This is a genomic window from Metabacillus sp. 22489, from assembly GCF_052044855.1.
GTDB classification, from domain to species: Bacteria; Bacillota; Bacilli; order Bacillales; family Bacillaceae; genus Metabacillus; species Metabacillus niabensis.
On sequence record NZ_JBQENT010000046.1, the window covers coordinates 1 to 24,934 of the forward strand.

The 24,934-nt window shown below is 33.6% G+C and carries 22 protein-coding genes and 3 pseudogenes; 15 read left to right on the plus strand and 10 right to left on the minus strand.

Going from position 1 to position 24,934, the window contains the following annotated elements; all coding sequences use genetic code 11:
- Positions 1 to 732 precede the first annotated feature (732 nt).
- From ACTJJ9_RS21105 to ACTJJ9_RS21125, 5 genes and pseudogenes are all read left to right on the plus strand, one after another.
- Positions 733 to 972: pseudogene (locus ACTJJ9_RS21105) on the plus strand (tyrosine-type recombinase/integrase); the annotation flags it as partial.
- A gap of 441 nt (positions 973 to 1,413) precedes the next feature.
- Positions 1,414 to 2,337 carry a cupin domain-containing protein gene (locus tag ACTJJ9_RS21110; RefSeq protein ID WP_145582941.1) on the plus strand — a complete coding sequence of 308 codons (924 nt, stop codon included), beginning with the start codon at positions 1,414 to 1,416 and terminating at the stop codon, positions 2,335 to 2,337.
- Positions 2,338 to 2,965: 628 nt separating this feature from the next.
- On the plus strand, positions 2,966 to 3,646 hold the full coding sequence (locus ACTJJ9_RS21115; RefSeq protein WP_110928009.1) for a Type 1 glutamine amidotransferase-like domain-containing protein: 681 nt from the start codon (positions 2,966 to 2,968) through the stop codon (positions 3,644 to 3,646).
- Between the two features lie 197 nt (positions 3,647 to 3,843).
- The gene (locus ACTJJ9_RS21120) at positions 3,844 to 4,377 is read left to right on the plus strand and encodes a GNAT family N-acetyltransferase (protein ID WP_110927725.1); all 534 of its coding nucleotides are present in this window, start codon (positions 3,844 to 3,846) and stop codon (positions 4,375 to 4,377) included.
- A 158-nt stretch (positions 4,378 to 4,535) separates the two neighbouring features.
- A complete protein-coding gene (locus tag ACTJJ9_RS21125) occupies positions 4,536 to 4,931 on the plus strand; it encodes a VOC family protein (protein ID WP_145582943.1) in 396 nt (131 codons plus the stop codon).
- Between the two features lie 204 nt (positions 4,932 to 5,135).
- On the opposite strand, the pseudogene ACTJJ9_RS21130 reads toward ACTJJ9_RS21125, so the two are convergent.
- Positions 5,136 to 8,025 (minus strand): annotated as a pseudogene (locus tag ACTJJ9_RS21130) (Tn3 family transposase).
- 265 nt (positions 8,026 to 8,290) lie between these two features.
- On the opposite strand from ACTJJ9_RS21130, the gene ACTJJ9_RS21135 reads away from it, so the two are divergent.
- Entirely contained in the window at positions 8,291 to 8,734 is a 444-nt protein-coding gene (locus tag ACTJJ9_RS21135; RefSeq protein ID WP_145582945.1) for a cell wall hydrolase, read from the plus strand.
- Between the two features lie 129 nt (positions 8,735 to 8,863).
- Here the strand turns inward: ACTJJ9_RS21135 and ACTJJ9_RS21140 are convergent, their stop codons facing one another.
- Together ACTJJ9_RS21140 and ACTJJ9_RS21145 are read right to left on the minus strand one after the other, a co-directional pair.
- Entirely contained in the window at positions 8,864 to 9,613 is a 750-nt protein-coding gene (locus ACTJJ9_RS21140) for a polysaccharide deacetylase family protein (RefSeq protein WP_110928011.1), read from the minus strand.
- A 162-nt stretch (positions 9,614 to 9,775) separates the two neighbouring features.
- Positions 9,776 to 10,345 (minus strand): YitT family protein, encoded by a 570-nt coding sequence (locus ACTJJ9_RS21145; protein ID WP_224428600.1) that lies wholly within the window; start codon positions 10,343 to 10,345, stop codon positions 9,776 to 9,778.
- A gap of 1,591 nt (positions 10,346 to 11,936) precedes the next feature.
- Here ACTJJ9_RS21145 and ACTJJ9_RS21150 point away from each other — a divergent pair.
- From ACTJJ9_RS21150 to ACTJJ9_RS21190, 9 genes and pseudogenes are all read left to right on the plus strand, one after another.
- Positions 11,937 to 12,155, plus strand: coding sequence for a hypothetical protein (locus tag ACTJJ9_RS21150; protein ID WP_035416354.1), 219 nt, complete (start codon positions 11,937 to 11,939; stop codon positions 12,153 to 12,155).
- Positions 12,156 to 12,365: 210 nt separating this feature from the next.
- On the plus strand, positions 12,366 to 12,572 hold the full coding sequence (locus ACTJJ9_RS21155; protein WP_031537037.1) for a DUF1657 domain-containing protein: 207 nt from the start codon (positions 12,366 to 12,368) through the stop codon (positions 12,570 to 12,572).
- 79 nt (positions 12,573 to 12,651) lie between these two features.
- The gene (locus ACTJJ9_RS21160) at positions 12,652 to 13,125 is read left to right on the plus strand and encodes a YhcN/YlaJ family sporulation lipoprotein (protein ID WP_145582947.1); all 474 of its coding nucleotides are present in this window, start codon (positions 12,652 to 12,654) and stop codon (positions 13,123 to 13,125) included.
- 17 nt (positions 13,126 to 13,142) lie between these two features.
- Positions 13,143 to 13,622: a stage V sporulation protein AC gene (gene spoVAC / locus ACTJJ9_RS21165; protein ID WP_145582949.1), complete on the plus strand. Its 480-nt coding sequence runs from the start codon at positions 13,143 to 13,145 to the stop codon at positions 13,620 to 13,622.
- Positions 13,622 to 14,641, plus strand: coding sequence for a stage V sporulation protein AD (gene spoVAD, locus ACTJJ9_RS21170; RefSeq protein ID WP_145582951.1), 1,020 nt, complete (start codon positions 13,622 to 13,624; stop codon positions 14,639 to 14,641). The genes spoVAC and spoVAD overlap by 1 nt, the downstream gene beginning before the upstream one ends.
- On the plus strand, positions 14,638 to 14,988 hold the full coding sequence (gene spoVAE / locus ACTJJ9_RS21175; RefSeq protein WP_136832774.1) for a stage V sporulation protein AE: 351 nt from the start codon (positions 14,638 to 14,640) through the stop codon (positions 14,986 to 14,988). Before spoVAD ends, spoVAE begins: the two co-directional genes overlap by 4 nt.
- Before the next feature lie 12 nt (positions 14,989 to 15,000).
- Positions 15,001 to 15,207 (plus strand): DUF1657 domain-containing protein, encoded by a 207-nt coding sequence (locus ACTJJ9_RS21180; RefSeq protein WP_145582953.1) that lies wholly within the window; start codon positions 15,001 to 15,003, stop codon positions 15,205 to 15,207.
- 31 nt (positions 15,208 to 15,238) lie between these two features.
- A complete protein-coding gene (locus tag ACTJJ9_RS21185) occupies positions 15,239 to 16,099 on the plus strand; it encodes a DUF421 domain-containing protein (RefSeq protein ID WP_145582956.1) in 861 nt (286 codons plus the stop codon).
- A 256-nt stretch (positions 16,100 to 16,355) separates the two neighbouring features.
- Positions 16,356 to 16,960 (plus strand): annotated as a pseudogene (locus ACTJJ9_RS21190) (YetF domain-containing protein).
- A gap of 381 nt (positions 16,961 to 17,341) precedes the next feature.
- Here the strand turns inward: ACTJJ9_RS21190 and ACTJJ9_RS21195 are convergent.
- The 7 genes from ACTJJ9_RS21195 to ACTJJ9_RS21225 all read right to left on the minus strand — a co-directional run bounded on the left by ACTJJ9_RS21195 (position 17,342) and on the right by ACTJJ9_RS21225 (position 24,843).
- On the minus strand, positions 17,342 to 17,626 hold the full coding sequence (locus tag ACTJJ9_RS21195; protein ID WP_145582957.1) for a hypothetical protein: 285 nt from the start codon (positions 17,624 to 17,626) through the stop codon (positions 17,342 to 17,344).
- 756 nt (positions 17,627 to 18,382) lie between these two features.
- A complete protein-coding gene (locus tag ACTJJ9_RS21200; RefSeq protein ID WP_440768860.1) occupies positions 18,383 to 18,724 on the minus strand; it encodes a hypothetical protein in 342 nt (113 codons plus the stop codon).
- Complete coding sequence (locus ACTJJ9_RS21205; protein ID WP_186324245.1) at positions 18,696 to 19,631, minus strand: tyrosine-type recombinase/integrase; 936 nt, start codon at positions 19,629 to 19,631, stop codon at positions 18,696 to 18,698. The genes ACTJJ9_RS21200 and ACTJJ9_RS21205 overlap by 29 nt, the downstream gene beginning before the upstream one ends.
- Positions 19,632 to 19,763: 132 nt before the next feature.
- On the minus strand, positions 19,764 to 21,923 hold the full coding sequence (locus tag ACTJJ9_RS21210; protein WP_110927716.1) for a type IA DNA topoisomerase: 2,160 nt from the start codon (positions 21,921 to 21,923) through the stop codon (positions 19,764 to 19,766).
- Positions 21,924 to 22,375: 452 nt separating this feature from the next.
- Positions 22,376 to 23,380 carry a DNA topoisomerase gene (locus tag ACTJJ9_RS21215; RefSeq protein WP_145582961.1) on the minus strand — a complete coding sequence of 335 codons (1,005 nt, stop codon included), beginning with the start codon at positions 23,378 to 23,380 and terminating at the stop codon, positions 22,376 to 22,378.
- 187 nt (positions 23,381 to 23,567) lie between these two features.
- A complete protein-coding gene (locus tag ACTJJ9_RS21220; RefSeq protein WP_440768861.1) occupies positions 23,568 to 24,401 on the minus strand; it encodes a cytochrome c oxidase assembly protein in 834 nt (277 codons plus the stop codon).
- Positions 24,388 to 24,843 (minus strand): DUF2243 domain-containing protein, encoded by a 456-nt coding sequence (locus ACTJJ9_RS21225; RefSeq protein WP_145582995.1) that lies wholly within the window; start codon positions 24,841 to 24,843, stop codon positions 24,388 to 24,390. The genes ACTJJ9_RS21220 and ACTJJ9_RS21225 overlap by 14 nt, the downstream gene beginning before the upstream one ends.
- Positions 24,844 to 24,934: the final 91 nt, after the last annotated feature.

Below are 24,934 nucleotides of genomic sequence, written 5' to 3' on the forward strand. Positions count from 1 at the left end.
TTCCCAATGTTGGTGTTTATCAAAAAATATTCTTCTCAATATATTGGTCTCCATAAAATGAAAATACCACAGCTTAAATGACTGTGGTAGACCCAAATTTTTATACTTTCTTATCTTTTTAAAAAGACAAAAAAGGTTGGTCGAGTAAACCAACCTTTTTTACTCTCTCAATAATGGATAAAACACAGAGGTGATTTTTCATGATATATAAAATAAAACAAATTAAAGATCAGTCTTTTAGTATTAACGGTTATCGGAATAGAATCAGGATGTAACGGAAGCCAGAATCAGTTGGGTGAAAATAATAACGATTTAAGTATTTCACAGGTACATACAAGCTTTCTTTTTCGATTCTTAACACGTTTTTTCATTGACATCAACAAACTTTATAAACACAATGAGACCCCTCACAACATCGTGGGTGGTTTTTTTGCCTTCATTTTTAATTCTCTTGGGTGTATTGTGTCAAAAAGGTGAAGGTTGGATTGGTAGGGGTGAATTAGCAAACAGCGAACCCGATGGATATACGCTTGGTTATATGGTCTCTCCAAATATCTTTACTGGTTAATAAATCCTACTGCCAATAGAAAAGAAAATTTGGACAGTTTTTAATTTAATATCAGTCACCATGAAGATTCCAAACTTATTGTCGTAAAAACGGGATGACCCCCGGTTTGACAATATTAAAGAGTTCATTGGATACGCAAAGGAATCGAGTTAGCTGTGTAGATTTATAAGGTAACAACTAACATACGAGATTGACTGCTTATTAAACGGCTATTTAAAAAGGTTTGAGAATTGTAGAAGCACTATCGCTCTTTATAGAGGACTTTATTTTTGATCATAAAAATGGACACCAATTCAGTTGAAATAGATAGAGGGGAGTTAATCATCTAGTTCTTGTTTGATGATTACCTTTATGAATTCCTTGATGAATTAGCGATTGATACCAACTTTATATTTGTAAAATTGGTGATGAAGCCATTATGGAAAAATTAATTTTAGAAGTGTCTTAAATGAATCAAGTGCACGCAAGCACAACGCTATCAACAATGTCGATATTCATTGAACGGATTGAAGCGCTAAGGCAGCAACAATCACCTATACTAAAACAATATTAACGAGAAATAAATGAGGAAAGGATGCCCTTATTGAATCACTGAAACGGAAGACCAAGAAATTAGAAGGTGATAACAAACAACTTAGTGAGTAATTAGTTGCTTATACAGAGGTATTTAAAAAAGTTTAGTTTATGGAGAGAATGGTGCTCTCCATCCCTGCCTGTTGAACAAACGGGCCATTAACTGAGTAAATTCTTTTCAAATGAGACCTTCTTAAGGCACTATGGATTAAAGCACAAACTCTAAACATAGGAATATGATAATTTTATAAAAATATGAGGGAATGATCAAAATGTATAATGTTCCAATCACGTACCCATATCCTTATTACGTCAACCCATCAATATATAACTCAAACTTGATGTTAAGAAATAGTCAAGGAAAGGATCGACTAGTATTTGAGGCAATACTTGACGGAATAAAAGGAGAAGCTTCAGCCATTGATTTATATAGCCGATTAGTAAATTTAGCACCAAATCAAAAGCATAAAAATGACATTCTGAATATTTTAGAAGACGAAAAGGTACATTGGCAGCAACATACAAATCTGTATATTTCGATGACTGGAAGACAGCCTGTGTACCAAATCGAGAAAGTATCTTTTCGAAATTATCGTGAAGGACTGCAAAAAGCTTATGAAACGGAATTAGCGAATTATGAAGAATATCGAAATGATTATTTGCTTTTGCAAAATTCACCGGTTGGTGATGTATTCCTACGTGCTTCCACAGATGAAATGGAGCATGCTAAACGATTGGCCTTTTTAAAATCATTTAAGAGCAAAGATAAAATTGAATTAAAAGATTATGGACCAGAACCGTTTATCGTTAATATACAGGAGGCTACGAAGCAAAACAATACGTATCGTACCGTTTTATGGACAGGAAGACATTTGCAAGTTACCTTGATGAGTATCAATGTTGGAGAAGATATCGGTTTAGAAATTCACCCCACAGTTGATCAATTCTTGCGTATTGAACAAGGTCAAGGGATTGTTCAAATGGGGGATCGTAAAGATAATTTAGATTTTGCAGAAAAAGTCTATGAAAACTTTGCCATTATGGTACCTGCTGGTAAATGGCATAATGTAACCAATACAGGTAATATCCCGCTAAAACTTTACTCTATTTATGCGCCGCCTCAGCATCCACATGGTACCGTTCACGTAACGAAAGCTGATGCCATGGCTTCTGGTCGTTGTTTTATGGCGAACTAAAATCGCTTGCAGAAAGTACACTATAACTTATCTGAAGAGCAGTAGTAGCCTATCACTGCTCATTTTTTGAAATGTATTTTGCTATTTTCACGTGTCAAATCATTAAAAAATTAAATAATAAAGCTACTTTTAAACACATAGTTTTGTTTTTTATATAAGTATTCAACTAATTAATCCTAAATTGATTCGAATACTTGAATAGCCCTATAGGGAAAATGACTTCATCATTTTCTTTAACATACAGAAATGGGCGCCTTTAACGAAACGGTGCTTGTCCTATTGCAATTGATTATTTTCCTTTTAAAATAAACCATCACCTATTAACCATTAAACTTTGCAAAAAAAGCCTCGAAATGCTTAATTTCTGGGCTTTACTTCTTATATGAACGTTTTTGTTACGGTAATTATATAAAAAAGTCTATTTTATAAAAATTATTTTATTCCATAATCGGGCCAGATTCTTGAACAAGAGAAGGAAATATTAGAATGTGAATCGAATCTCCTTAAGGGACTTTATTGAATAAGGATCTTAAAAATTGGATATTTATATTAAAATCGATATAAGGTTTAAGAATGACATTAGAACAGAATTTAAAACAATAAAATTTTTTGGTGGTGCCATTTGGTTATGAGGTTAGTTGTAATAGGTGGAGGTTTTGTAAAACATTTTGACAATTTTCATATAAATAAGAGGATTGTAGAATTGGTCGGTAAAGTAAATCCTAAGGTTCTATTCATACCTACAGCAAGTAACGATGATGAAGGTTATATAAAAGAGTTTAAAGACACGTTTGAGAAACAATTGAGTTGTCAAGTTGAAGTACTACGTTGTATAAATGAAAATCCAAATGAAAGTCAAATAATCGAGTTATTCAGATCCTCTGATCTTATGTACCTCGGTGGTGGTAACTACGTTAATATGATGAAGCATTGGAAAAAGTACAAAATCGACCATAAGTTAGAAGAAGCACTCAATTCCGGAACTTTAATTGCGGGTATTAGTGCAGGTGCTATCTGTTGGTTTAAGAGTGGAATTCGTTCAAATTATGAAGGAGAAGGATACATAGAAAGTTCTGGGTGGCAAATTATTAATAAAATTTTTTGTCCTCACTATAATCAAAGAGATAGAGCTGAGGCTTTGCATTCAATTTTATTAAATGGTAATAGAACTGAGGATACAATCGCTTTAGAAGACGACAGTGCTTTGTATTTTACAGATAACACTACTGAACTGATAGGTGATCCATCGAAGTCATGGTTACTTCAAGTTAAAGAAAACAAATTGGTAAAACAAAAAATTAATGCTTAATTGTAAATAATCTTTAGCTACTTGAACTACCTATTTTTTCCCTATTTTACATTTCTCATTATTCAATTATCGGGCACAATTCTTTAATAATTGCGTCTTTTTGTAATTGAACTTTAAGTTAAAAAATGTAAATAACGGAAATTTCATTGTGATATTATATAAGTTAATTAGGAAGCTAAATTAAGAGGTGTTAAGTAATGTTATTAAAATTAGAAACTGAACGTCTATATTTACAACCTTTCAACAAAGAAGACTCATTTAGAGTTCAAAAATTAGCAAATAATGAAGAGGTGGCGAGTATTCTAGGTCTTCCTCACCCTTATCTATTAGAATATGCTGAAGCTTGGATCGATACCCAACCAGAATTACTAAAAGAAGGTGTTGAGTACCCTTTAGCAATAGTATCAAAGAATACCAATGAACTAATAGGTACAATAACAATTAGAGTTGATAAAAACAATAGTAAAGGTGAACTTGGCTATTGGATTGGCAGAGATTTTTGGGGAAACGGTTTTGCAACTGAAGCTGTAAAACGGATGATAAATTTTGGATTTAACGAACTCAAATTAAACAAAATTTGGGCATCTGCTATTTCTAGAAACAAAGCTTCAATAATGGTTTTAGAGAAAGCTGGGTTAAAGAAAGAGGGAACACTTAGACAAAATAGACTTCTTTTAAATAATTTTGAAGATGTTGATGTATATGGACTTTTGAAAGTCGAATTTAAATAAGTAAGAACCATGTAAATAAATTTTTCAACAATACCAGTTAATAGAAGCTTCTTTGTTATTCGAAAAGGGCGCTTTCGTTGAAGATCGATGAGCTGTTTGTGCAGTTCTGTTATATTAAATAAACGGGTATTCTAATGTTAGATAAAGGGTGAGGCTTTGTGGCAAAAGGGTTACTTCATCATATTGAAATAAATGTATCTAATTTAAAAAAATCGATTGATTTTTGGAGTTGGTTTCTTGAAGAATTAGGATACAGTCCTTTTCAAGGATGGAAAAGTGGACAAAGTTGGAAAATAGGAAATACTTACATAGTTTTTGTACAAACAGAAGAACGGTTTCTGGACGTTCCATATCTTAGATGCAGAGTAGGTATAAATCATTTAGCATTTCACGCAGGTTCACGCCAACACGTCGATGATATGACTATGAAATTAAAAGATAAAGGAATTAATATTCTTTATACAGACCAGCATCCATTTGCTGAGGGAAATGATCATTATGCTGTTTACTTTGAAGACCCGGATAGAATAAAAGTCGAGCTTGTAGCACCTTAACTATATAATAATAAGGTGCATTTCTGGAGTAACGAAAAAAGTCCAATTTCCCAATTTAATACTGAGAAATTGGACTTTTAATATTGTAATTTCCTTAACGTTTTAACAGAGTTTTCCTGACGCTACCCCTAATAGAATAAGGGTGGACCACCACTATCCTGGCTCCCCTCTATACCACTAGGAAGGCTTATATTTGTAGAGGTTTCAAGAAGTTCTCTGGATTTTTAGACGCTCATGCATATTTAACTTGAATGTCCCGTATGGATTCACATGTGCATAGATAAGTGGTGTTAAGGCTCTAAAGTCCTCCGGTATCAGCTTTTGTAGTAAAGATTTGTTTTGTTCCAGTAGCACTTCTTGAATCATCAATGTATTGATTAATACCAAACAGTTTTGTAGAAGGTGAAGAGCTAGTACAGCAATCTCTTGGTCCTCCATACGATTCGTTTGAATTTCTCCTCCTTTTCCATAAAAAATGAAGCTATTAGCAGAGTTCCAGTTTTCAACCACATTTAATCCCTCATGAATCTCTCTTCTTATTTCTTCCGATGATAAATATTCACACAGAAAAATGGTTTTGAGTGCTTTCCCCAGTTCAGCAAGTGCTCGATATGTTGGGTGCCCACTATTACGAGTAAACCGTTTGAGAACTGCCTCCGTTTCAGCCGTACCTAACCGTAAAGCTGTCGCATACTTAATCATTTGATCATATTGCTGTTCAATTATGCTCCAATTGATTGGTAGAGTTAACACAGGCTGTAAATTTGGATATAATTCTTGCATTCCTACATCTGGACGGTATAGTTTTTGTGAATGAATCGCTTTAAATCGGGGCATGAGTTGAAAACCTAGTAAATGACAAAAGGCGAAGGCCACTTCACTTTGTCCATGTGTATCCACATAGTTCTTTTCAATTTCCATATTTGTACAATGACGAAGTAATCCTTCAATCATAGATGCTACTTCTGAAGAAGAACAAGATTTGAGTTGGGAATAAATGCATGTAGAATTCTTTTCTACATGCCAATAAATCATAACTCCACGCCCCCTGTATCGAATGTGCCACTCCGTCAATAAGTTCTGATCCCAAGCTCCAAACTTTTTGCTATCAGATGCACATGCCGTTGTTCCCTCTCCCCATATTTCAGTTACACGAGTAGCCAAAATAGCATCAGTTACCTTTGATATAGCATTCCGTAAATTTTCTTTATGGATAAACTTACTTACGTCGAACATACAGTAAATCTTTATAACTTTCTCCATGTTCACCTGCAGCGATCCGTTTTAAACCAGTATTTGTTCCCAACCCATATAGACAGAGGATGAGTCTTCGTTGAAGTGTTTCCTTATCAAGAATTTCTCTATTTCCCAACGTTTGAAACATATCTGTCAGGTGGACTCGTAAATCAGCTTCTTTTAAAATATCTAACAGATTCGTCATTGGCCAACGCTTCATGACCTCTGCTTTTACAAGATTGAGGTTAACGGGTTCAGCTTGTGCTTGTAAAGATGATACAGAAATCCAACCATTTCCCTTATTTAAAATACGTACTTTAGAATCGTTCTTTACGCTTTTATCTAACTTCTCTAAAGCTGTATTCATGTTCGTTTTTAGTTCTTGAATAAGTGTTTGTGCCTCAAGGTGTTTCCGAAGCGCATCGTAATGTTTTTCTCTATTTTGTTCAAAGTCCTTTGGTAAATCTTCCTCCGGATTCCTATACCGATCGGCCCCTACACCCCATACTTCCTTGCAACGCAACCGATCTCGTAAGGCCTGAAGAACACAAATTTCATAATTCACTCGGTTCACACGATTTGTTTCTTTATCAATCACGGTATCAATCCAGCCGGGCTTTACAATTCCTTCTATTGGTATGTAATCTGTTTCGTTGTATGTATACTGATTGGTGAGCTTATATTGTTTAAGTAATTCGATGGCTTCTATAACAGGACGGTGTACATCATTATTGGAGCGAAACTCTAGGACATCCAATAAAGCTGGAACCATCCTTCGATAGTGAGTACCATAGGATGATCTCATCACGGTATATACCTTTTGTTTATAGGTTGGACCAGTATACTTCATTTCTTTAATAATATCTTTTAAAGTATCTTCCCCGACAACATGAAATAAAACATCACGTACAATCCCATCCGGTTGTTCCACTGCCTTTTCAGCCATACGAAATAAGAGGTTTGTCTTGCCACTTACCTTACGGAAATCGCGTAAAAACTCTTTTTCGACTTTTCGTTCTGCACGAGCTCCAATACGATTAACAATCTGAATAATAAGTTCCACTAAATTATCCGTTATTTCTCTTCCTCTACACCAGAAGAAAGCTGCTAATAACGTGTATCGGATAGAATCGGGATGCCTGCGTAATTCTCGAATATCTTCAGAGACGGCACGTTGTCTATATGATCGGATCATTTTAGGTGGTATCCCATTAAACAAGTCATAAGGAAGTTGTATATTCCTTACGGTTCGTAGCTTTGCGATTTCTTGTAATAAACTATGTAATCCGATTCTTCCAGGATCAGATACAAGTTCTCGAAAACTAAGAATGGTTTCATTCTCTTCTAATAGTTCTGTATGGGAGCAGGTGCGTATAAAGGCATCTAATTGGATTTTGGAATGTTCTGAAAGCTGCATGAAAATGGTGTGTGAAATATGTTCTTCATATTGACGAATAGCTGATTTAATATTTCGTTCTAGTTGGTAATGAGTCGGAGGAATAAGCTGTTGTTGTCTGAGGTGGTGAAGGACATGTTCTCGAACCCGGTCCATTTGCATTTCTTGAGGTAAAATGTTCGTTTGTAGCCATAACTTTATTTGTCCCATATCTTCAGATGTACTCTCTCGAAACCCCATAAATTCCCGGATTTGAGCACGGTGATATTTTATAGAGCGTCCATTCCAATCATATTCTTGAAAGGAATCTGCAGGTACTCCTACTTGCTTTGCAACGTATTCAATAATATCTTGATTTATTTCCTGCCTTCCTTTTGGAAAACGACCCTGGTATTGAAAAAATTTTAGGGAAACAGCAAATCCAAGTCGTGTACTTCCATATTTATTTCCAATTAAACGTATCTCTTATGGAATAACTGTAAAATGTTCAATGAGTTCCTCTAACTCCCAAGTTTGCTTCATATTATTGAGCCTCCCCTTATGGTACTTTCAATAAAATTTTATAGAATTTTGGCATATAAAAAAAGCTAACTTTATCATCTTTAATTATTACTTTGCCCCTGGTTACAGCAACGCTGGTACTGGGCCTAAAAACCAAGTATTCTTATTTTATAAACAAGGACATAAATGCATTCTTTTTTTCATACTGTATTTTTGAGGTGGAAAAATGACAAGAGTAGCTTACCGAAATGCAGACGTCGATTTAATGGCAAGGATGATGAGAGCAGAAGCTGAAGGCGAAGGATCACAAGGAATGCTATATGTTGGAAATGTCATTGTTAACCGTGTTGTAGCAGATTGTGCTGACTTTAAGGAATTAAGAACAATTAGAGATGTCATTTTTCACGTACAAGGAGGAAATTACTCTTTTGAAGCTGTTCAAAAAGGTAATGTATTTTATCAAAGAGCAAGAGAATCTGAAAGAAGATTAGCAAGAAAGAATTTGGAATATTGGAGAGATCACCCAGCGAAATATGCTCTTTGGTACTTTAATCCATATGGTCCGTGTCCTCCAACATGGTATGACCAACCTTTTACTGGTCAATTTAAACAACATTGTTTTTATGAACCAGCGCCTGGAACATGTGAAAGCGTTTATAGTCCTCGTTGAGGAAAAGATTCGAATATTTATAAAAACTAAAATAAACTTTTTAGTAACCGTATTTACCTAAGAAAGATTGTAAAATACTAACTTAACTAAAAGGTACATTAATTGAGTAAGCAGCAAAAAAGGATCTTCTTACTGGAAGATCCTCAGAGGGTTTGTCAAACCGCTGGGAGGTGCGAACCACTTCGGTTTTATGCCAATGGTTTCTTCAATGAGAGCATTCGTCTTTTCTAACTCTTGTATGGTATCACTTTTAGATCGCTTCTTAAGATCTGGATGACTATAAGCATGATTTCCAATTTCATGGCCTTCCCGATAGATCATCTTAGCTAGGTCAGGATTCTTTTTAACCCAGCTACCATCGAAAAAAAATGTCGCCTTGACCTTGGATTCCTTTAGTGTGGTAAGGATCGTTGGAATGTACTCATTACCCCAAGCAACATTTATTAATAACGCCACCATAGGCTTTTCTGGATTTCCTTTATAAATCGGGATGGGTGCTAGATTTTCTAAATGGACATTTGGAGGTTTTTCCTTATAAACAACTTTGTTTTTGTGAAAATTACCATCTGATTTCATTTTTTTATAACTAGATTCAATATCTACATCCAATCCATTGTATCCAGGAATTGCCTTCCACACTCTATCGACTTTTGCATCAATCGGTTCAATTTTATGTTCCTCTCTATACACTTTAATTTCTTTGTAAAGTTCATCATTTTTCTCCTTTAAGGCTGCTGTACCAGAGCCAATAGTATTAAATGGTCCAATAAGATCCGTAATTGTTAAAATGAAAGTACTTAAAAACACTATTAGTATTAGCGAATTTTTTTCCTCATAAAACTCCTCCGCAATATAAACTAATAATTTTAAAATACCCATCAACAATAGACTTATGTAATTAAAAAAAACAATCATAACACTAATCTTATAGGCTTATTATTCCCATCCCATTAACTACAGCGTAGGAAAAATCGGCTTTCTTCATGTCGATATTGCTTAGCGTATGTTTCCACGTTTGTTGTTGGGACTCTCAATAAAAAATTATTTTCCTTTAATTAAGGATGTTATTAAACCCACAGAGGTAATAGCTATACATGAATAAATGAAGGTATCTAATTTTAATAAAGCCAGACATGCCAACACAATAATTCCATCTATCAGTATGATTACAAGTGCAATATTTAACGAAAAAGTTTCAGAAATAATTTCAGCTAGTAAGTCAGTTCCTCCAGTGCTTGTCTTATATCGCAGCATTAGACCAACACCAACTCCAATTATTGCACCTCCAATTAGTGCGCTTGCAAGTTGGGGAATAAAAAATTGAGAACGAAGAGGAACAAGTAAATCAATAAATAAGGACGAAACCAATAAGCCTTGCAAACTACTAAAAAAATACTCTTTTTTATTTATTGAGGAAAATATACAAATAGGGATACTTAACCCCACCATTATAATACCAGTTGGAAATTTAAAAAAATAATGAAGTAATAGTGCGATCCCAAGGATTCCACCATCTATTAAATGATGAGGAACTAGAAACCCATTCACACCAACTCCTAATAACAGACTTCCAATAAGAGTAGCTATTAATTTCTGAAAAATAACAATCACCTTTTCTCATTTTTAATCTAATAATATGTCGGGGTTTTAAGGTTAAGAATAAGAATGCAGAGGAAAAATTAAATATATTAGGGAATACTTCATTTATTAGGGGATAATCGCCTCCACTTTCCCCCTTTCTTAAAAGGCATTAAAGTATCTAAAGAAAGTAATTCTTTAGGTACTTTAATGCTCCGAAATCCCATAAGTAAAAAATAATTTAAACTTCAGTAAAGTTACTATTACTCCCTTGATCCCATATATCTAAATCCCTTTTTAGTTCACTCCGTTTTTTTATTTATTGTGTAATAAGGTAAGTTTCCTTGAGCTGACGAAATAATTCGTGCAAAACTAAAATCATTTATGTTTATTTCCTTTATAGGCAAGTTAAATTATTTAAATTAATGAGAATTGCACTCTTATCACAAAGACACATATTCTATTCTAAAAATAAATTACTAACGTCTATCTGTGAAGATTACCTATACAGGATCATTTTTCCCAAACAAAATGGGACTTCTCAATGAGGTCCCATTTCCTTGTTTATTAAGTATAATAATCTCTTTAATGGAGAGATAAACCAAACTGTTGTTCGTTTTATGAACTAACCGTTTTTATAACCGGTAACTAAACCATTAGCTCTAAGCTCGTGAAGGGGTAGCGTCCCGAAAATGCGGATTTACAACGTTAAGCTGTTTTCATTGTTAAAAACGAAGGATTTAACAACGATAAGACTTTTGAGACAAGTCTTACGAGACACTAGTAAGCTTTATTTTACGTAAAATCGGTTAAGTCCCAATAGATTAGACCATATTGATATAAACCTCATACCCCTTGATATAACAACGATTGTATTCTTAACGTTGTAAATTGTGAAAATCCTGACGCTACCCCGTGAAGTGGTGTCAGCTCCAATCTGGACTCCAAACTCCTATTCTCAATTTTATACTTCAAAATACCTGTTTATAATACATGTTGTATTAGTGATGATTTTAATTTATACAGAGTCATGATGCTAAAAAAAGATATACGGATAATACGGATAATAAAAATAAGGATAACCATACCAAAATGGGCTCAATAACGTACCAGCCAACAAACCACCTAATAAACCGCCTAGAAATGGGCTTCCCCACCAATATGGTCTCCAAAAGAAGGGAGATCCAAAAAATGGTCTAAAGGGAAAAGGCCTAAAAAATGGTCTAAAGAAAATGGCCTTATACCCCAAATCCTTTGGTCTAAATTTTCAACCTGATTATTTTCCCGAGATGGATCGTAATAATATTGCGGTTCTGAATTCATGAAAAGGGATTTTAAATCAGGCTTAAATCTGTAATTGGTGCTTTGTTAAGGGCTAGAACATCGCATCTTTTTTATAAACGTCGCGACTTTCTTAAAAATATCGCGTCTTTTTTATTAGTATTGCAACTTTATTTCAAAGCTACAGAAGATTTATTTTAGTAATATTTTGGCTTAATTTTAAAACGAAAGGAATCTCAATAATTGTCTATCCAAAGGAATAAATGCTATTTAGAATTGAGGATAAAACATTTTATTCGAGGCATTCTATCTTTGTACTAAACCACAAACAGGAGGAAGTAGCATGGCTAATCAAATTGATACTAATAAATTAAAACAAGCAGAGGCAGCCTCTTCTATAGTAAAAGATATGATAACTTCAGCGATTGAACAATCTGCTGCTAATACTACTCTTGCTTCAGAAGCATTAAAACAAGCATCAAATGAGGTTGCAGGCGGTTTTCTATATTTATTGTGTTTAATTAAGTTCAGTAAAGGGAACGGTGGAAAAAATTTGAGATGAGACATATTACCCAAAAAGATTATACATCGCAAACCTATAATCGTCGCCAAATAGAAGAACTGATGGGGATTTGGAAACGAGGTTACTACAGAAAAAATGGTGCTATTCACCAAAAGTAATTTTATAACTATATTCCCAAAAAATTCACCACATAAGAAAATTCTGATTCGGGTAATCTAAAAAGGTCAAAAAATTCAAGGAGGATTCATCATGACAGTAATAAATGATGTTAAGACAGCTCTAGCAGGATTAAAAAGTGCACAAGCAAGTTTCGAAACATTTGCTCTTGGTACAGATAATCAACAGGCAAAGCAACTTTACCAAGATGCTGCTAAACAAACCCAATCTGTTATTAACAGCCTTGAACCACGCGTTCAACAAATTGAACAAGAAGAACCTCAATACAAACAACAATAATGAGTAAGATAAAAAAGGTTGGCCTCCCAACCAACCTTTTTTAATTCCTTTAAATAATGGGAAAAACGGAGATGGTTTCATGAAAGACAAAATAACCAAAATAAAAATTTTTCTTTCCATTTTAGCCGTGATCGGGTTTGGAACAGGATGTAACGATAACCAAAATCAGTTAGATGAGGATAACAATCATTTAGGTATTTCACAAGTACATACGAGTAAACCCATCGGTCAATCTGTTGCCAATAGGGCTAAAGAAAAGATTATTACCAAAGAAGAAATTTCAGATGTAAAGGCTGTGAATACAGATAAAGAGCTTTTTGTAGCAATAAAAGTTGATAATTTTGATCGCTTTCGATTAAAGAAAATTGAAAAGTCAGTAAAGTCCGACTTGGAAAAAATGTACCCAAACCATGAAATAATTGTTTCAACAGATAAAAAAATGTTTTGGGAATTGGAACAATTAGAACAAAAACTTCAAAAAGGCAACACAGATAAGAAGAGCTTAAAAAAGGATTTTAATAAAATTAAAAATCTAATGAAAGAGCAAACGTAAAGAGAAAGGGTCAAGCTATGTCAAATAATCAAAAGAAACAACTAACCCCAGTGCAACAAGAATATCAAAAATTGCAAAAAAATCGAGAGATCAAAAGACCCGTTTTTAAAAATTGTATAAAAGCCTTTCTAACAGGTGGTCTCATCTGTCTTATTGGTCAGCTTATTCAAGACTTTTACATCTATTATTTTGATTTTACAGAGCAAACGGCCGGAAATCCGACGGTAGGTACTTTAATTTTTATTACGATGCTTCTTACCGGTTTTGGAGTATATGATCGAATGGCCCAATTTGGGGGAGCAGGGACAGCTGTACCCGTAACTGGTTTTGGTAATGCGGTCATATCACCTGCCATTGAACATCGAACCGAAGGATTTGTACTGGGCGTAGGCGGCAATATGTTTAAACTAGCCGGTTCTGTCATTTTATTTGGTGTGTTTTCTGCTTTTGTCATTGCCTTAATTAAAACAATTTTAATCAGATGGGGTGGTTTATAATGCTTGCAGGTCATCGTACATGGGTTTTCGAACAAAAGCCTGTGATTATGTCCACTGGAACAGTAGGTGGACCATTTGAAGCAGATGGAGCTATATCGGAAGATTTTGATCTTCTTCATGCCGATTTATGGCTCGGACAGGATTCCTATGAAAAAGCACATAAAGTTTTTTTTGAAGAAGCTTGTCAAAAGGCAATGGAAAAAGGAGAAATACAAAAGGAACAGGTTCAGTTTCTTCTCGCAGGGGACTTGATCAATCAGATTACTCCCACAAGTTTCGCTAGTCGAACCATTGGAGCTCCTTATTTTGGTTTATTTGGTGCTTGTTCTACTTCTATGGAAGGATTGGCTCTAGGTGCTTATATTATTAATACAAAGGGGGCTAAATATATATTAACAGGGGCTTCAAGTCATAACACAGCTGTTGAAAAACAGTTTCGTTATCCGACAGAATATGGAGGACAAAAACCACCTACTGCACAATGGACGGTTACTGGTGCTGGTGCGGCCCTTTTAAGTGATTCTGGGGATGGACCGAGTGTCACTTCTGCTACGATAGGCCGTGTGATTGATATGGGACTGACCGATCCATTTAATATGGGAGGGGCTATGGCACCAGCTGCTGTTGATACGATTGAAGCGCATTTAACGGAAAGAAACATTGATCCCTCTTATTATGATTTAATCGTCACTGGGGATCTTGGCAAGATAGGGCGTGAAGTTTCCCTTGATTTATTTAAAAAGCATGGAACTTCCATTAGTGAAGGACAATTCCAAGATTGTGGACTTATGATTTATCGGAAAGGACAACCAGTCCTCGCAGGGGCAAGTGGTGCGGGGTGTTCAGCAACAGTAGTCTATGGTCATTTATTAAATCGTATGAAAAAAGGCGAATTTAAAAAAATGTTAGTAGTGGCTACTGGAGCTTTATTATCACCTCTTTCTTTCCAGCAAAATGAAACCATTCCTTGTATCGCCCATGCGGTATCGATTGAATACGGAGGTGAACAATCATTATGACCTATTTTTGGGCTTTTACCGTAGGAGGTTTGATTTGTGTCATTGGGCAAATTATGTTTGATGTGTTTAAGCTAACACCAGGACATACGCTAAGTACCCTTGTAGTAGTGGGGGCTATTTTAGATGGATTTGGTCTATATGAACCCTTGATTGACTTTGCTGGTGCAGGGGCTACCGTACCTATTACAAGTTTTGGAAATTCCCTTGTACATGGGGCTATGCAAGAAGCCGAAAAACACGGGTTAGTTGGTGTACTCACAGGGATGTTCGAAGTAACCAGTTCCGGTATTTCAGCTGCCATTATTTTTGGAATGCTGGGAGCTTTAATTTTTAAACCTAAGGGATAAGGAGGATGTAACATGACCGTAGGATCGGATGTAAAACAATGTCTTGCCAGTTTAAAAGGAGTAGAAGCAAGTCTTTCAAGTTTAGCATTACGGACTCTAGATGATGATTCGAAACGTTCATTACATGAAACCATGATGGTTGTACATGAAGTAGTCACGGATTTAAAAAAACGAGTTGGAGAATTAGAACAAGAGGAATTTCAGTACAAAGGTTTTTAAGAGATATAATTTTTATAGGGGGTGTTAAGTGGTGCCTGAATGGTTAGATATTGCCGTAAGGTCAATATTCTTTATTGTTGTTTTATTTTTTATTACAAAATGGTTAGGGAAAAAGCAAATCTCTGAATTATCTTTCTTTGAATATGTAACTGGTATTTCCATTGGAAGTATAGGTGCTGAAGTTGCTATGGGACTGGAACGGAACATTTTTCATGGAATCATTGGAATTGTCATTTTTGCAGCAATACCCTTTTTATCTAATTTGCTTTCCTTAAAAAGTAAAAAGTTCCGTGATTTTGTAGAAGGAACAGGAACTGTCTTTATAAAAGATGGGAAAATCATGGAAGATAATTTAAAAAAGGAAAGATACACGACAGATGAATTATTAGAATTACTTCGTAAGAAGGATGTTTATCAGGTGTCTGATGTAGAATTCGCTGTATTAGAGGCAACAGGGGATTTATCCGTCATGTTAAAGAAAGAAAACCAACCATTAACAGCAAAGGATCTAAACTTGACGGTTGCTTCAATTAAAGAGCCTCAGACTGTTATTATGGATGGTGTGATAATGGATGAACCACTTGCGACGATTGGACGAAGCCGTGCTTGGTTACACACTGAATTAGAAAAACTTGGTGTAACGGTAGAAAATGTTTTTCTTGGACAAGTTAATTCCTATGGAGAGTTAACAGTTGACCTGTTTGACGATCAATTACAAGTCGCATCTCCTCAAGAAAGACCTTTAATTCTTTCGACCATGAAAAAATGCCAAGCAGACTTAGAGCTGTTTGCTCTTGGAACCGAATCAAAAGAAGCTAAGCAAATGTATAGTAAAAATAGTGAAAAACTACAAGAAGCTATTGATAAAGTGATGCCTATTTTAAAAGGATAATGGTTTATTTCGCTATCTTGGATGATCTTAAGACACATAACAAAAAAGTAGTACCATTTTTTATATAATATCATTAAGTCGAATCTTGAAAATAAAATCTTTGGAAAAATATTTTTTTTAAATTGATTAGAGGGTGCTTAAAATATTAAAACATTACTGGTTAACTTTCTCTGTTAATTTTTGCCGTATAGTCAAAGAGATGAACATCCTTAGTCTGACTTCAGACTAAGGTGATTTTTCCTAAGAGGTGTTAGAAGTGTCTATTTTTTTAGTTAAATTAATTTTTATATATATTGTTTTTATTGTAGCCATAAAAATTTTAGGGAAATCAGCCCTAGCACAACTTACCCCTCACGATTTTGGAGCGATTCTTTTTTATCTTATTTAGCATTTGGGTCCATTAAAGTAAATGGAGTAACAGAGGGGATTATTGGAATCATTGTTATAACAGGTGTTCACCTAGTTATATCAAAATTAAGTTTATTAAATTGGTTAAACCCTTTTATTATAGGAAAACCGACTATTTTAGTTAAACATGGAAAAATTGTATATAAAAATTTAAGGAAATATAGATATCCTTTATCTGAGCTGTTGTCAAGTTTAAGAACAGCAAGGAAAGAATTAGTTCCTGTTACTCCAAAGGATTTACATATGAAAGTAGAATACCATGGATTACTAATAGCTGTTGTAATTGAAGGGAAAGTTCAGAAGCGTAATTTAAAATTAATCAACAAGAATGAAGAGTGGCTTAAGCAAGAACTAAAGGCAAAGGGATATCATCAAATTAAAGATATATTTTACGCTTCTGTTAGAGATACCGATCATTCATTAAGCATTAACACATTTGATATTAGCGACTAATTTTAAAACGGATTTCCCTTCTTATATTAATCCTAGATAAACGAAATATGGTTTATTAAGTACAGAAAACCAAAATTTCACCTTATCAAACTATCAAGCTCTAAGTATGTTTGAGGAAAGATATTAAACCAAATACATCACTATTCCTTTACTCGTACTATTGGGAAATAAAGAGTGAAACTTTGAGTGTGGTTATTTAATAATTAATTTTTTTTCCCAAAAAAACAGTCAAAATGCCTAAAAAACTAATGCTATAATGGAGTTTTCCAAAGGATTAATCCCTAACAAAAGTCAATTCACCAACTAATTGGTCCGAAATAATTAAAAAGCCGATTTTTCCTTGTCGTAAAAGGAGAATCGGCTTTTTACTAGTTGTTCATACTACTCATCTTTATTATCCCTATCGCCTATATCTTCTGCATCTTCTATTGGATCTTCTGGATCTGGGTCATTATCATTTTCATCATCTTTAAACATGTTATCATCTTCATCAACACCGGGTGCATTTTCAAGATCTGCATTATCATTATCATCATTCATATCACCATTTTCAATAACATTATTGTTATCCTCTGGTGGCGGATCCTGATCATTATTGTTACAACCGACTATTAACATGGAAGATAAAATTGCAACGGCTAGTATAAGAAACCATTTTTTGTTCATGGATGTCCTCCTTTCATGATTTAGTATTATGTTTAAAACTATAGATAGTATCATTCCCTATAAATGTTAAATAATGATCGCTTTTAACTAGTAATTAGGCTAGAAAATTTAAGCATTACAGCCAATCGAATAAAGAAGTAGATAATTTCTCTGAATTCATTTTTTTATCTCACAATTGATGCGTTAAGAAAAGGATATGGGTGATAAACCAATTTAGGCGAAATGTAGGTAGATACCTATCCATATGACAACAGCGGAACATATTATGGTTTAAGTTTTTCAAAAGAAGGAATTTAAGGGGATGTTTTTTTGGAGAGGAACATGGGAATGTGTATTTCTTGTGAAAATTATTTCTGGAAAAGTCAACTTTCAATGTTACCTAGTGGTTCATTTTTTCATAATAGAAGGTACTGTCCACAATGTTATCCTAAAGCCTTAGAAGAAGATACTAGAATTTATTGGGGTAACGCCTGCATCAGTGATTCTCCTTCTTAAATTAGGGAAAATATCTAATTCCGAGACAACGGTTAATTTTGTAGATGAAATTTATAAAATTACATGGTCTGATTGTGTATTGCAAAATAAAAGTGCAGAGTATTGCAAGCTGATTTGTCGTTGCTACTTTACATGGAGTGGTGGGCATGATAGCCTTTCGTGGCAAAGCCAGCCCTTGATCTTGCTGGCTTCTTGGCTTGAGACTCATGCCCGCAGAGGCTCCATGTCAAGTTGCAACATTGTGTAGTTGCAATTGCAATACTATGTATTCTTTCTTTGCAAAATACAGTCTGATTTTAATTCTATAAGACTTTTAACTTTATTACTCTTATCGCTTATTAAAAAATTTAAAAACATCGCTATAGTATTTGCCGGTGCTTTCATAGTATTGTACTGGGCGTTTTTCCAATTATCTAATATAAATTCTGTTGAAAGAGGATGAATTACTTCAACGTTTGTGTCTTCATTTTTAATTTTTATACACGCATATTGTTTTTCTATTGGCTCACCTGTTGAAGTTTCTGCATATTGGGCCATTATTGCACGTACAACAAATTTCACATTAGGTTTTATACTAACAATCTTTCTTTGGTTTCTCCCCACCGTTCCCCCACCCTAAATTAATATATCTGGTTTCAAAGGATTGAAGTTCTAAGTTCCCTTTTAAATTAGAACATAAAAACTCGTAAATTTTTTCTGTATATGATTCAGTTGTATATCTAGCAATTTTAGATATACAAGATATTTCAAATGGTTCATTTTGTGCTAATACTAACAAGTTAAAAATCCCCATACGTCTTAACATTTGAGGTGAAACCGTATAATTAATATTAGCTATCGAACTGTATTTCCGAAACATTTTGTTAATTGCATCCCTTGTCATTGGGCCTTTTTGTCCAATTAATAGTTTCTTACTTTGATAAATGGGTCTAAATTCTAAGTAATCTTTTATCATTTTAATAAGAGGTTCAGTTATGCTAATTTTTCTTATAGGAGTGGGGAATTTTCCACTTTTTAAAATTTTAAATTGTATATAACCTTGTGATGGATCAGTAATTTCTATATCATCCAGTTCAATATTAATAAGTTCAGAAATTCTGCAACAAGTTCCGAATAATAAGTGAAATATAAGAATATCCCTCTTATTTTGACCTTCTAATATTGTTTGCCGTAGTCTATCAAATTCATTAATACTCATCATTCTCATTGTCCTGTTGTTTGTTTTAATTTTGATTATTTCATTTGGCTCAATTACTAATGGAGATTCTTCAATATGATACAAATATTTGTTATACCGAGTGACACTCTTAATTTTCCTCAAAACAGTATTTTCACTATATTTGGAATATAAAAATATTGTGTATTCAGTTAGCACTTCTTCTGTTATTTTGGGGTCCAGTTCCTTACTTTTTAACCAATCGCAAAACTGAGCAATGTCAAATTCATAGCTCTTAATCGTATTTTTTGACAGACCTTGTCTTTCTAATTCATTGATAAATTTTTCGATCATGTGTGCGCCTACTCCATTTCTTTTATTTACCTTAATTCTATAAAATTCTACATAACTTGTATACATAATTTTTATTAAGTTTAATAAAAAGATGGGTTTCTTTACTAACCCATCTCTCTATCTATACTAATACTATTTATTGAACTCCATCTTCCAACTAAAATATTCGTTATCAGAATTTTTCTCATAACGTAAATTAGCATCAAACTTATTACCTTTTTTACTCGTTAGTCCTTTAACCAAAACGACTCCATTTTTTAAAAGGTTTTTAACCATTGTTTTTGTGGGCTTCTTTTTCATTGATGCTAAATATTTATCATTTTTCCAAATGACAAATTTACACCCATTTTTCCAGTTGCTACAACCAAACCCTTTTTGTCCTTCAATAATTCCATGCCCGCAAAGAGGACATTTACCAAGAACCTCAATTGACCTCTTTTCGTTTGATACTTCGTTAATAATGATATCATTTTCATTTTTTATTGTATTAACAGCCTCTGTTGTAAAATCGAAAATTAAGTTTAAGAAACTTTCTTTTGTAAATTTTTGTTTTTCAATATCAGACAATGTTTTTTCCAATCTACCAGTAAATTCTAAATCAAATAAATCCTTTACTGGAAATGTTTCAACTAACTTTCTTCCCAGATCCGTACAAATTAAATTTTTATTTTGAGTAGCAATATAACCGACATCTTTTAGTTTTTTTATTGTTTCAGCTCTTGTAGCTGGAGTACCAATGCTATAACCACTTAAAATAGCAGCCATCATTTCTTCACTGTCTTCATCCTCTTTGTCTTTACCCTTGCCGCATGTTTCCATTACTCTTAATAATGTTTTTTCAGTATGGTATTTTGGTGGTTTCGTTACATGAGAAGTCAATTTGTGGTCTTCAATACTTACGACCTCATTTATATTAACTAAAGGTAGAATAGTATCCTTCGATTCGATTTTCTCAACCTTTTTCCATCCTTCAACTAATTGAACCTTCCCTTTAGATAAAAATTCTCCCTCTACATTATTTATAGTTGTTTTTAGAGTAGTCTCTTCATATTCCGCTATAGGCATAAATTGCATTAAGAACCTATTTTTCACAGCACTATATACAATCATTTCATCGTTAGTCAATGCTTTAGGGATTAAATACGTTGGAATAATGGCACTGTGACTTTCAACCTTCTTATTATTAAACACCCTTTTTGTTCTTGTAAATCTTAGTTCACTTTCATAAGGCAGTCCTTTTTTTAGAGCATTTAAAACATTTTCTGCCCGTTCAACAAGACTCTCATCCAAAAAATTGCTAGAAGTCCGGGGATAGGTGATTAGTTTTTTCTCATACAATGATTGTGAAATCCGCAAAACTTTGTCCGAAGTCCAGCCCTGATATTTGTTCGTAATAAACCCTTGAAGATTGGATAAATTAAATAAATAAGGGGGATATTCAATTTTTTTCTCAACATTTTTTTCGGATACGGCGCCCTCTTTTCCAGACAAAAGGGAATGAATATCCATTAGAACTTGTTTATCTTTAAATTTATCCTCATTGTTAAGATAATAAATCCCTTCATATTCACTACCTGATCGGGTTGCAAATAATGCTTTTAGTTTAAAATAATCTTCTGGAACGAAATTTTCTATTTCTTTATCTCTGTCATAAATAATTTTTAAAGTTGGTAGCAAAACCCTTCCAATATTAAGCGCTTGTCCTTTACCCTTTTGATATTTTAATGTTGCCATAGAAGTAAGATTAATTCCTATTGTCCAGTCCGCCCATTGTCTACCTATACCTGCATCTCTTAAAGGCATCATCTCATCGTTGGATATTATATTTTTTAGACTCTTTAGTATTTCATTCGGTGTCCACTCATTTAATAGTAATCGATAAACCTTTTTACCATGTTTTATCATATATAAGATCGTATCTCCAATAATTTGTCCCTCTCTATCATAGTCACACGCAGATATAAGATTAGTAACATCATTTCTTTTAATTAGACTATAAATGATATTCAATTGTTTTTTTGCACCTAAATCTTCTTTATCTCGATTTTTTTGATTTGATTTCACTTTATATCTAAATTTATCTGGAATGAAAGGAAAGTTTTCTATTCTCCATTTTGCCATTTTCTCATCATAATCTTTTGCATCAAATAACTGTAAAAGGTGACCAAAAGCCCATGTGATAATATAATCGCTGCCCTCAAAATAACCATCCTGCCTACTTTTTATTTTAAGTGCATCTGCTATATTCTTAGCTACAGAAGGCTTCTCTGTTAGTATTAGTGTTTTGCCCATCTTGATGTTATTCTCCCTTCTTAACAATAATAATGAATAATTGTTTATCCACTCAAGTTCTAAAAATACAATGAGGAAATTAGTTAAAACTTTAATTTCGTTTAAAACATAATAACTATTAATCTATAATTTTTGAACTCGTAATTAATATTTTAATTTTTTTCTGTTTTCAATCTGAGGATTATTTTAAGGAATTTAGTGAAAGAACCAAATAAAAAAAGAATATATTGAAATTTAGAAGTTTTGATATAGAGGTTTTGGAAAAGCTGATGTGCTATTCGTCTACTACAAGTTTAATTCTTATTATGTATGAATAGCTATTGTATAAAATTTAAATTGCCCCAAATAATCTAAATACCTGTAATTTTTTCTCCTTTTAAATACTAATTACCTCATTATGTCCACAACATATGGACACGCTACAAACTGCTATAATTCAGCCTTTTTCATATTCAATTAATTATGTCCATATCCATTTTTGTATATAAGGTACGTGGGTAGGACACAATCCCTTTTTGATATAGTGATTGAACAACATCTAATGTTTTTTTCGGTGAAAATTTATACGTTTTATTTGCTGTCGCTTGGAGAGCTGATAAATTAAAAAGCAGCGGTGGTTGGTATTCCTTCCTTTCCGTTACAATATCTTTAATCTCTGCTCGTTTCTCTTTACAAAACTCAGCGATTTTCCGTGCCATCTGTTCATCTATTACTCTCGTTTGCTGGTCCTTTTGCCACGTTCCCTTATATTTTTTCTTATTAATTTGAAAGGTAGCAATAATTTCCCAGAATGGTTCTGACTTAAAATTTTCTATTTCCTTTTCTCTTTTTACAATTAATGCAAGTGTTGGTGTTTGAACTCGTCCAGCAGAGAAAACATCATTCATTCCCTTTTCCTTAAGTAAAAGTGTATAAACCCTTGATGCATTCATTCCTACTAACCAATCTGCACATGCTCGTGAATATGCTTCAAAATAAAGATTTTTCGTATCCTCATCATTTAATAATCGACGAAATCCTTCATTAATTGATGCTTGTGTTAAAGAAGATATCCATAATCTTTTCAATGGCTTTTTCACACCAGAAAGTTGAATAATATTCCGAATGATCAGCTCACCTTCTCGCCCAGCATCACCTGCATGAATAATTTCAGTTACATTCGGATCCAATAATAATTTCTTAATAATATGAAATTGCTTTGCCTTTGATTTAGATACTTCGTATTTAAACTTATCTGGAATGAGTGGCAACATCGATATAGACCACTTTTTCCATTCCGGTTGATAGGACTCAGGTGCACATAGTTGTGTCAAATGGCCAATTGCCCAAGTACAATATGCCCCTTTTGGAAAAAGCTCATTTGGCTTAATCTCAATATACCCATCTCTTTTTACTCTTTGAAAACCTGAACATAGCGTTTGCGCTTGATCTGGTTTTTCTGCAATTATTAATTTCATTCGAAAAATCACCTAACTATTTCTAGGAAACTAGAAATCTTTTATATCACTGATTAAGTTTACTGCATTTTTCATTGAATGAAAAACAAAAAAATATTCAATTTTTTCTTTTAAAATTTTTTTGTACCAAAGATTCTTTTCATTTTTCATAAATTGATTTTACAATTCTAAATATGAATGAATGATTTTATACATTATCTAATTTCGTCGTACTAAATGCCCTAGGTTTAGAAGCACGAAACCATTGATAACAGACTATATAGATTAGAATAACATCCACCATATCACCAGCATAGAACATGAAATAACCACCGATTTCAGCTTGAAGTTTCGGAACTCCATTTGGCGGATAAGCATACAAATATTTAGATAAAATCTCATGACCAGCAAGTGCGATAAGCAACACAACTGAGCGAAAGACAAAACTATTTTTATGAGGAATTGGCTCAATATAAATGATCGACAATGTAAAAAGATAACCAGCAATGAAAAGATAACCAGCAATGAAAAGATGAACATGAATAAACCAATGAAGAAAATGATTTTGACTCATCATTGAAAATAAGGGAGACATGTAGAGTAGCCACAAACCACCGATATTTAATAACAACGTAACAATTGGATTAAGAAGCATTTGGTTTAATCTGCTTTTTAATAATCTTGTTAAAAGGCGAGCTTGTTTTACATGAAGTGTCCGTAGCAATAATGTCATCGGTGCAGAACAGACGATAAAAAGTGGTGCAAGCATCCCTATTAAAAAATGAATGATCATATGTGCAACAAAGTTTGAATGTGACATTATTTGCAAAGGACTTATAGTGGCAACACCTATACAGCATATCCCTAAAATCCAAAAAATAGTTCTGCTAAACGGCCATTGTTTATGACGTCGATTAGAGGTTTTGACTGCAAAAAAATAATCAAATAGTGCAAGGAGAAATAAAAAACTTAAAGCAACTTGCATCACATCAATTGAAATCATATCAAGGTTATCATGATGATTATGATTACTGTGGTTCATATTGCTTTATACCACCTTGGTTTCTTTTATTAGAACGCATGAGAATAATACCGACAATCACCATAAGGAAAGCGAGAATATTCCATGTGAGATCATATGGAAGATTGTTTACATCATAGCGGATTTGATGGATGCGCATTAGCTTATGTTGAATAATTCCATCATATAGTTGAAAGCCACCAGCACCAATGAAAAATCCTCCCCACCAAACTCCTTTTAAGTAGGCATGATGACGTCTTACATCTCCATACATAAATAGAGCAGCAACAGTTGCAAACCAACTAAACGCATGGAATAAACCATCAGAGATTAGTCCCACTGCTGTTACTGATTTATCATAGAAATGATGCCAATGTAATAATTGATGAAAGATAGCTTCGTCAATAAAAGCAACAAAGCCGATTCCTAATAAAAATCCGGAAAAAAAATTTCGTGTTCTCATTGAAAAAGAACGGCTTTTCTTTGGATGACTCTTCACAATTTCCCTCCTGAAAAATGATACAAATTTCCATTAGTAGTATTTTTTGTCTATT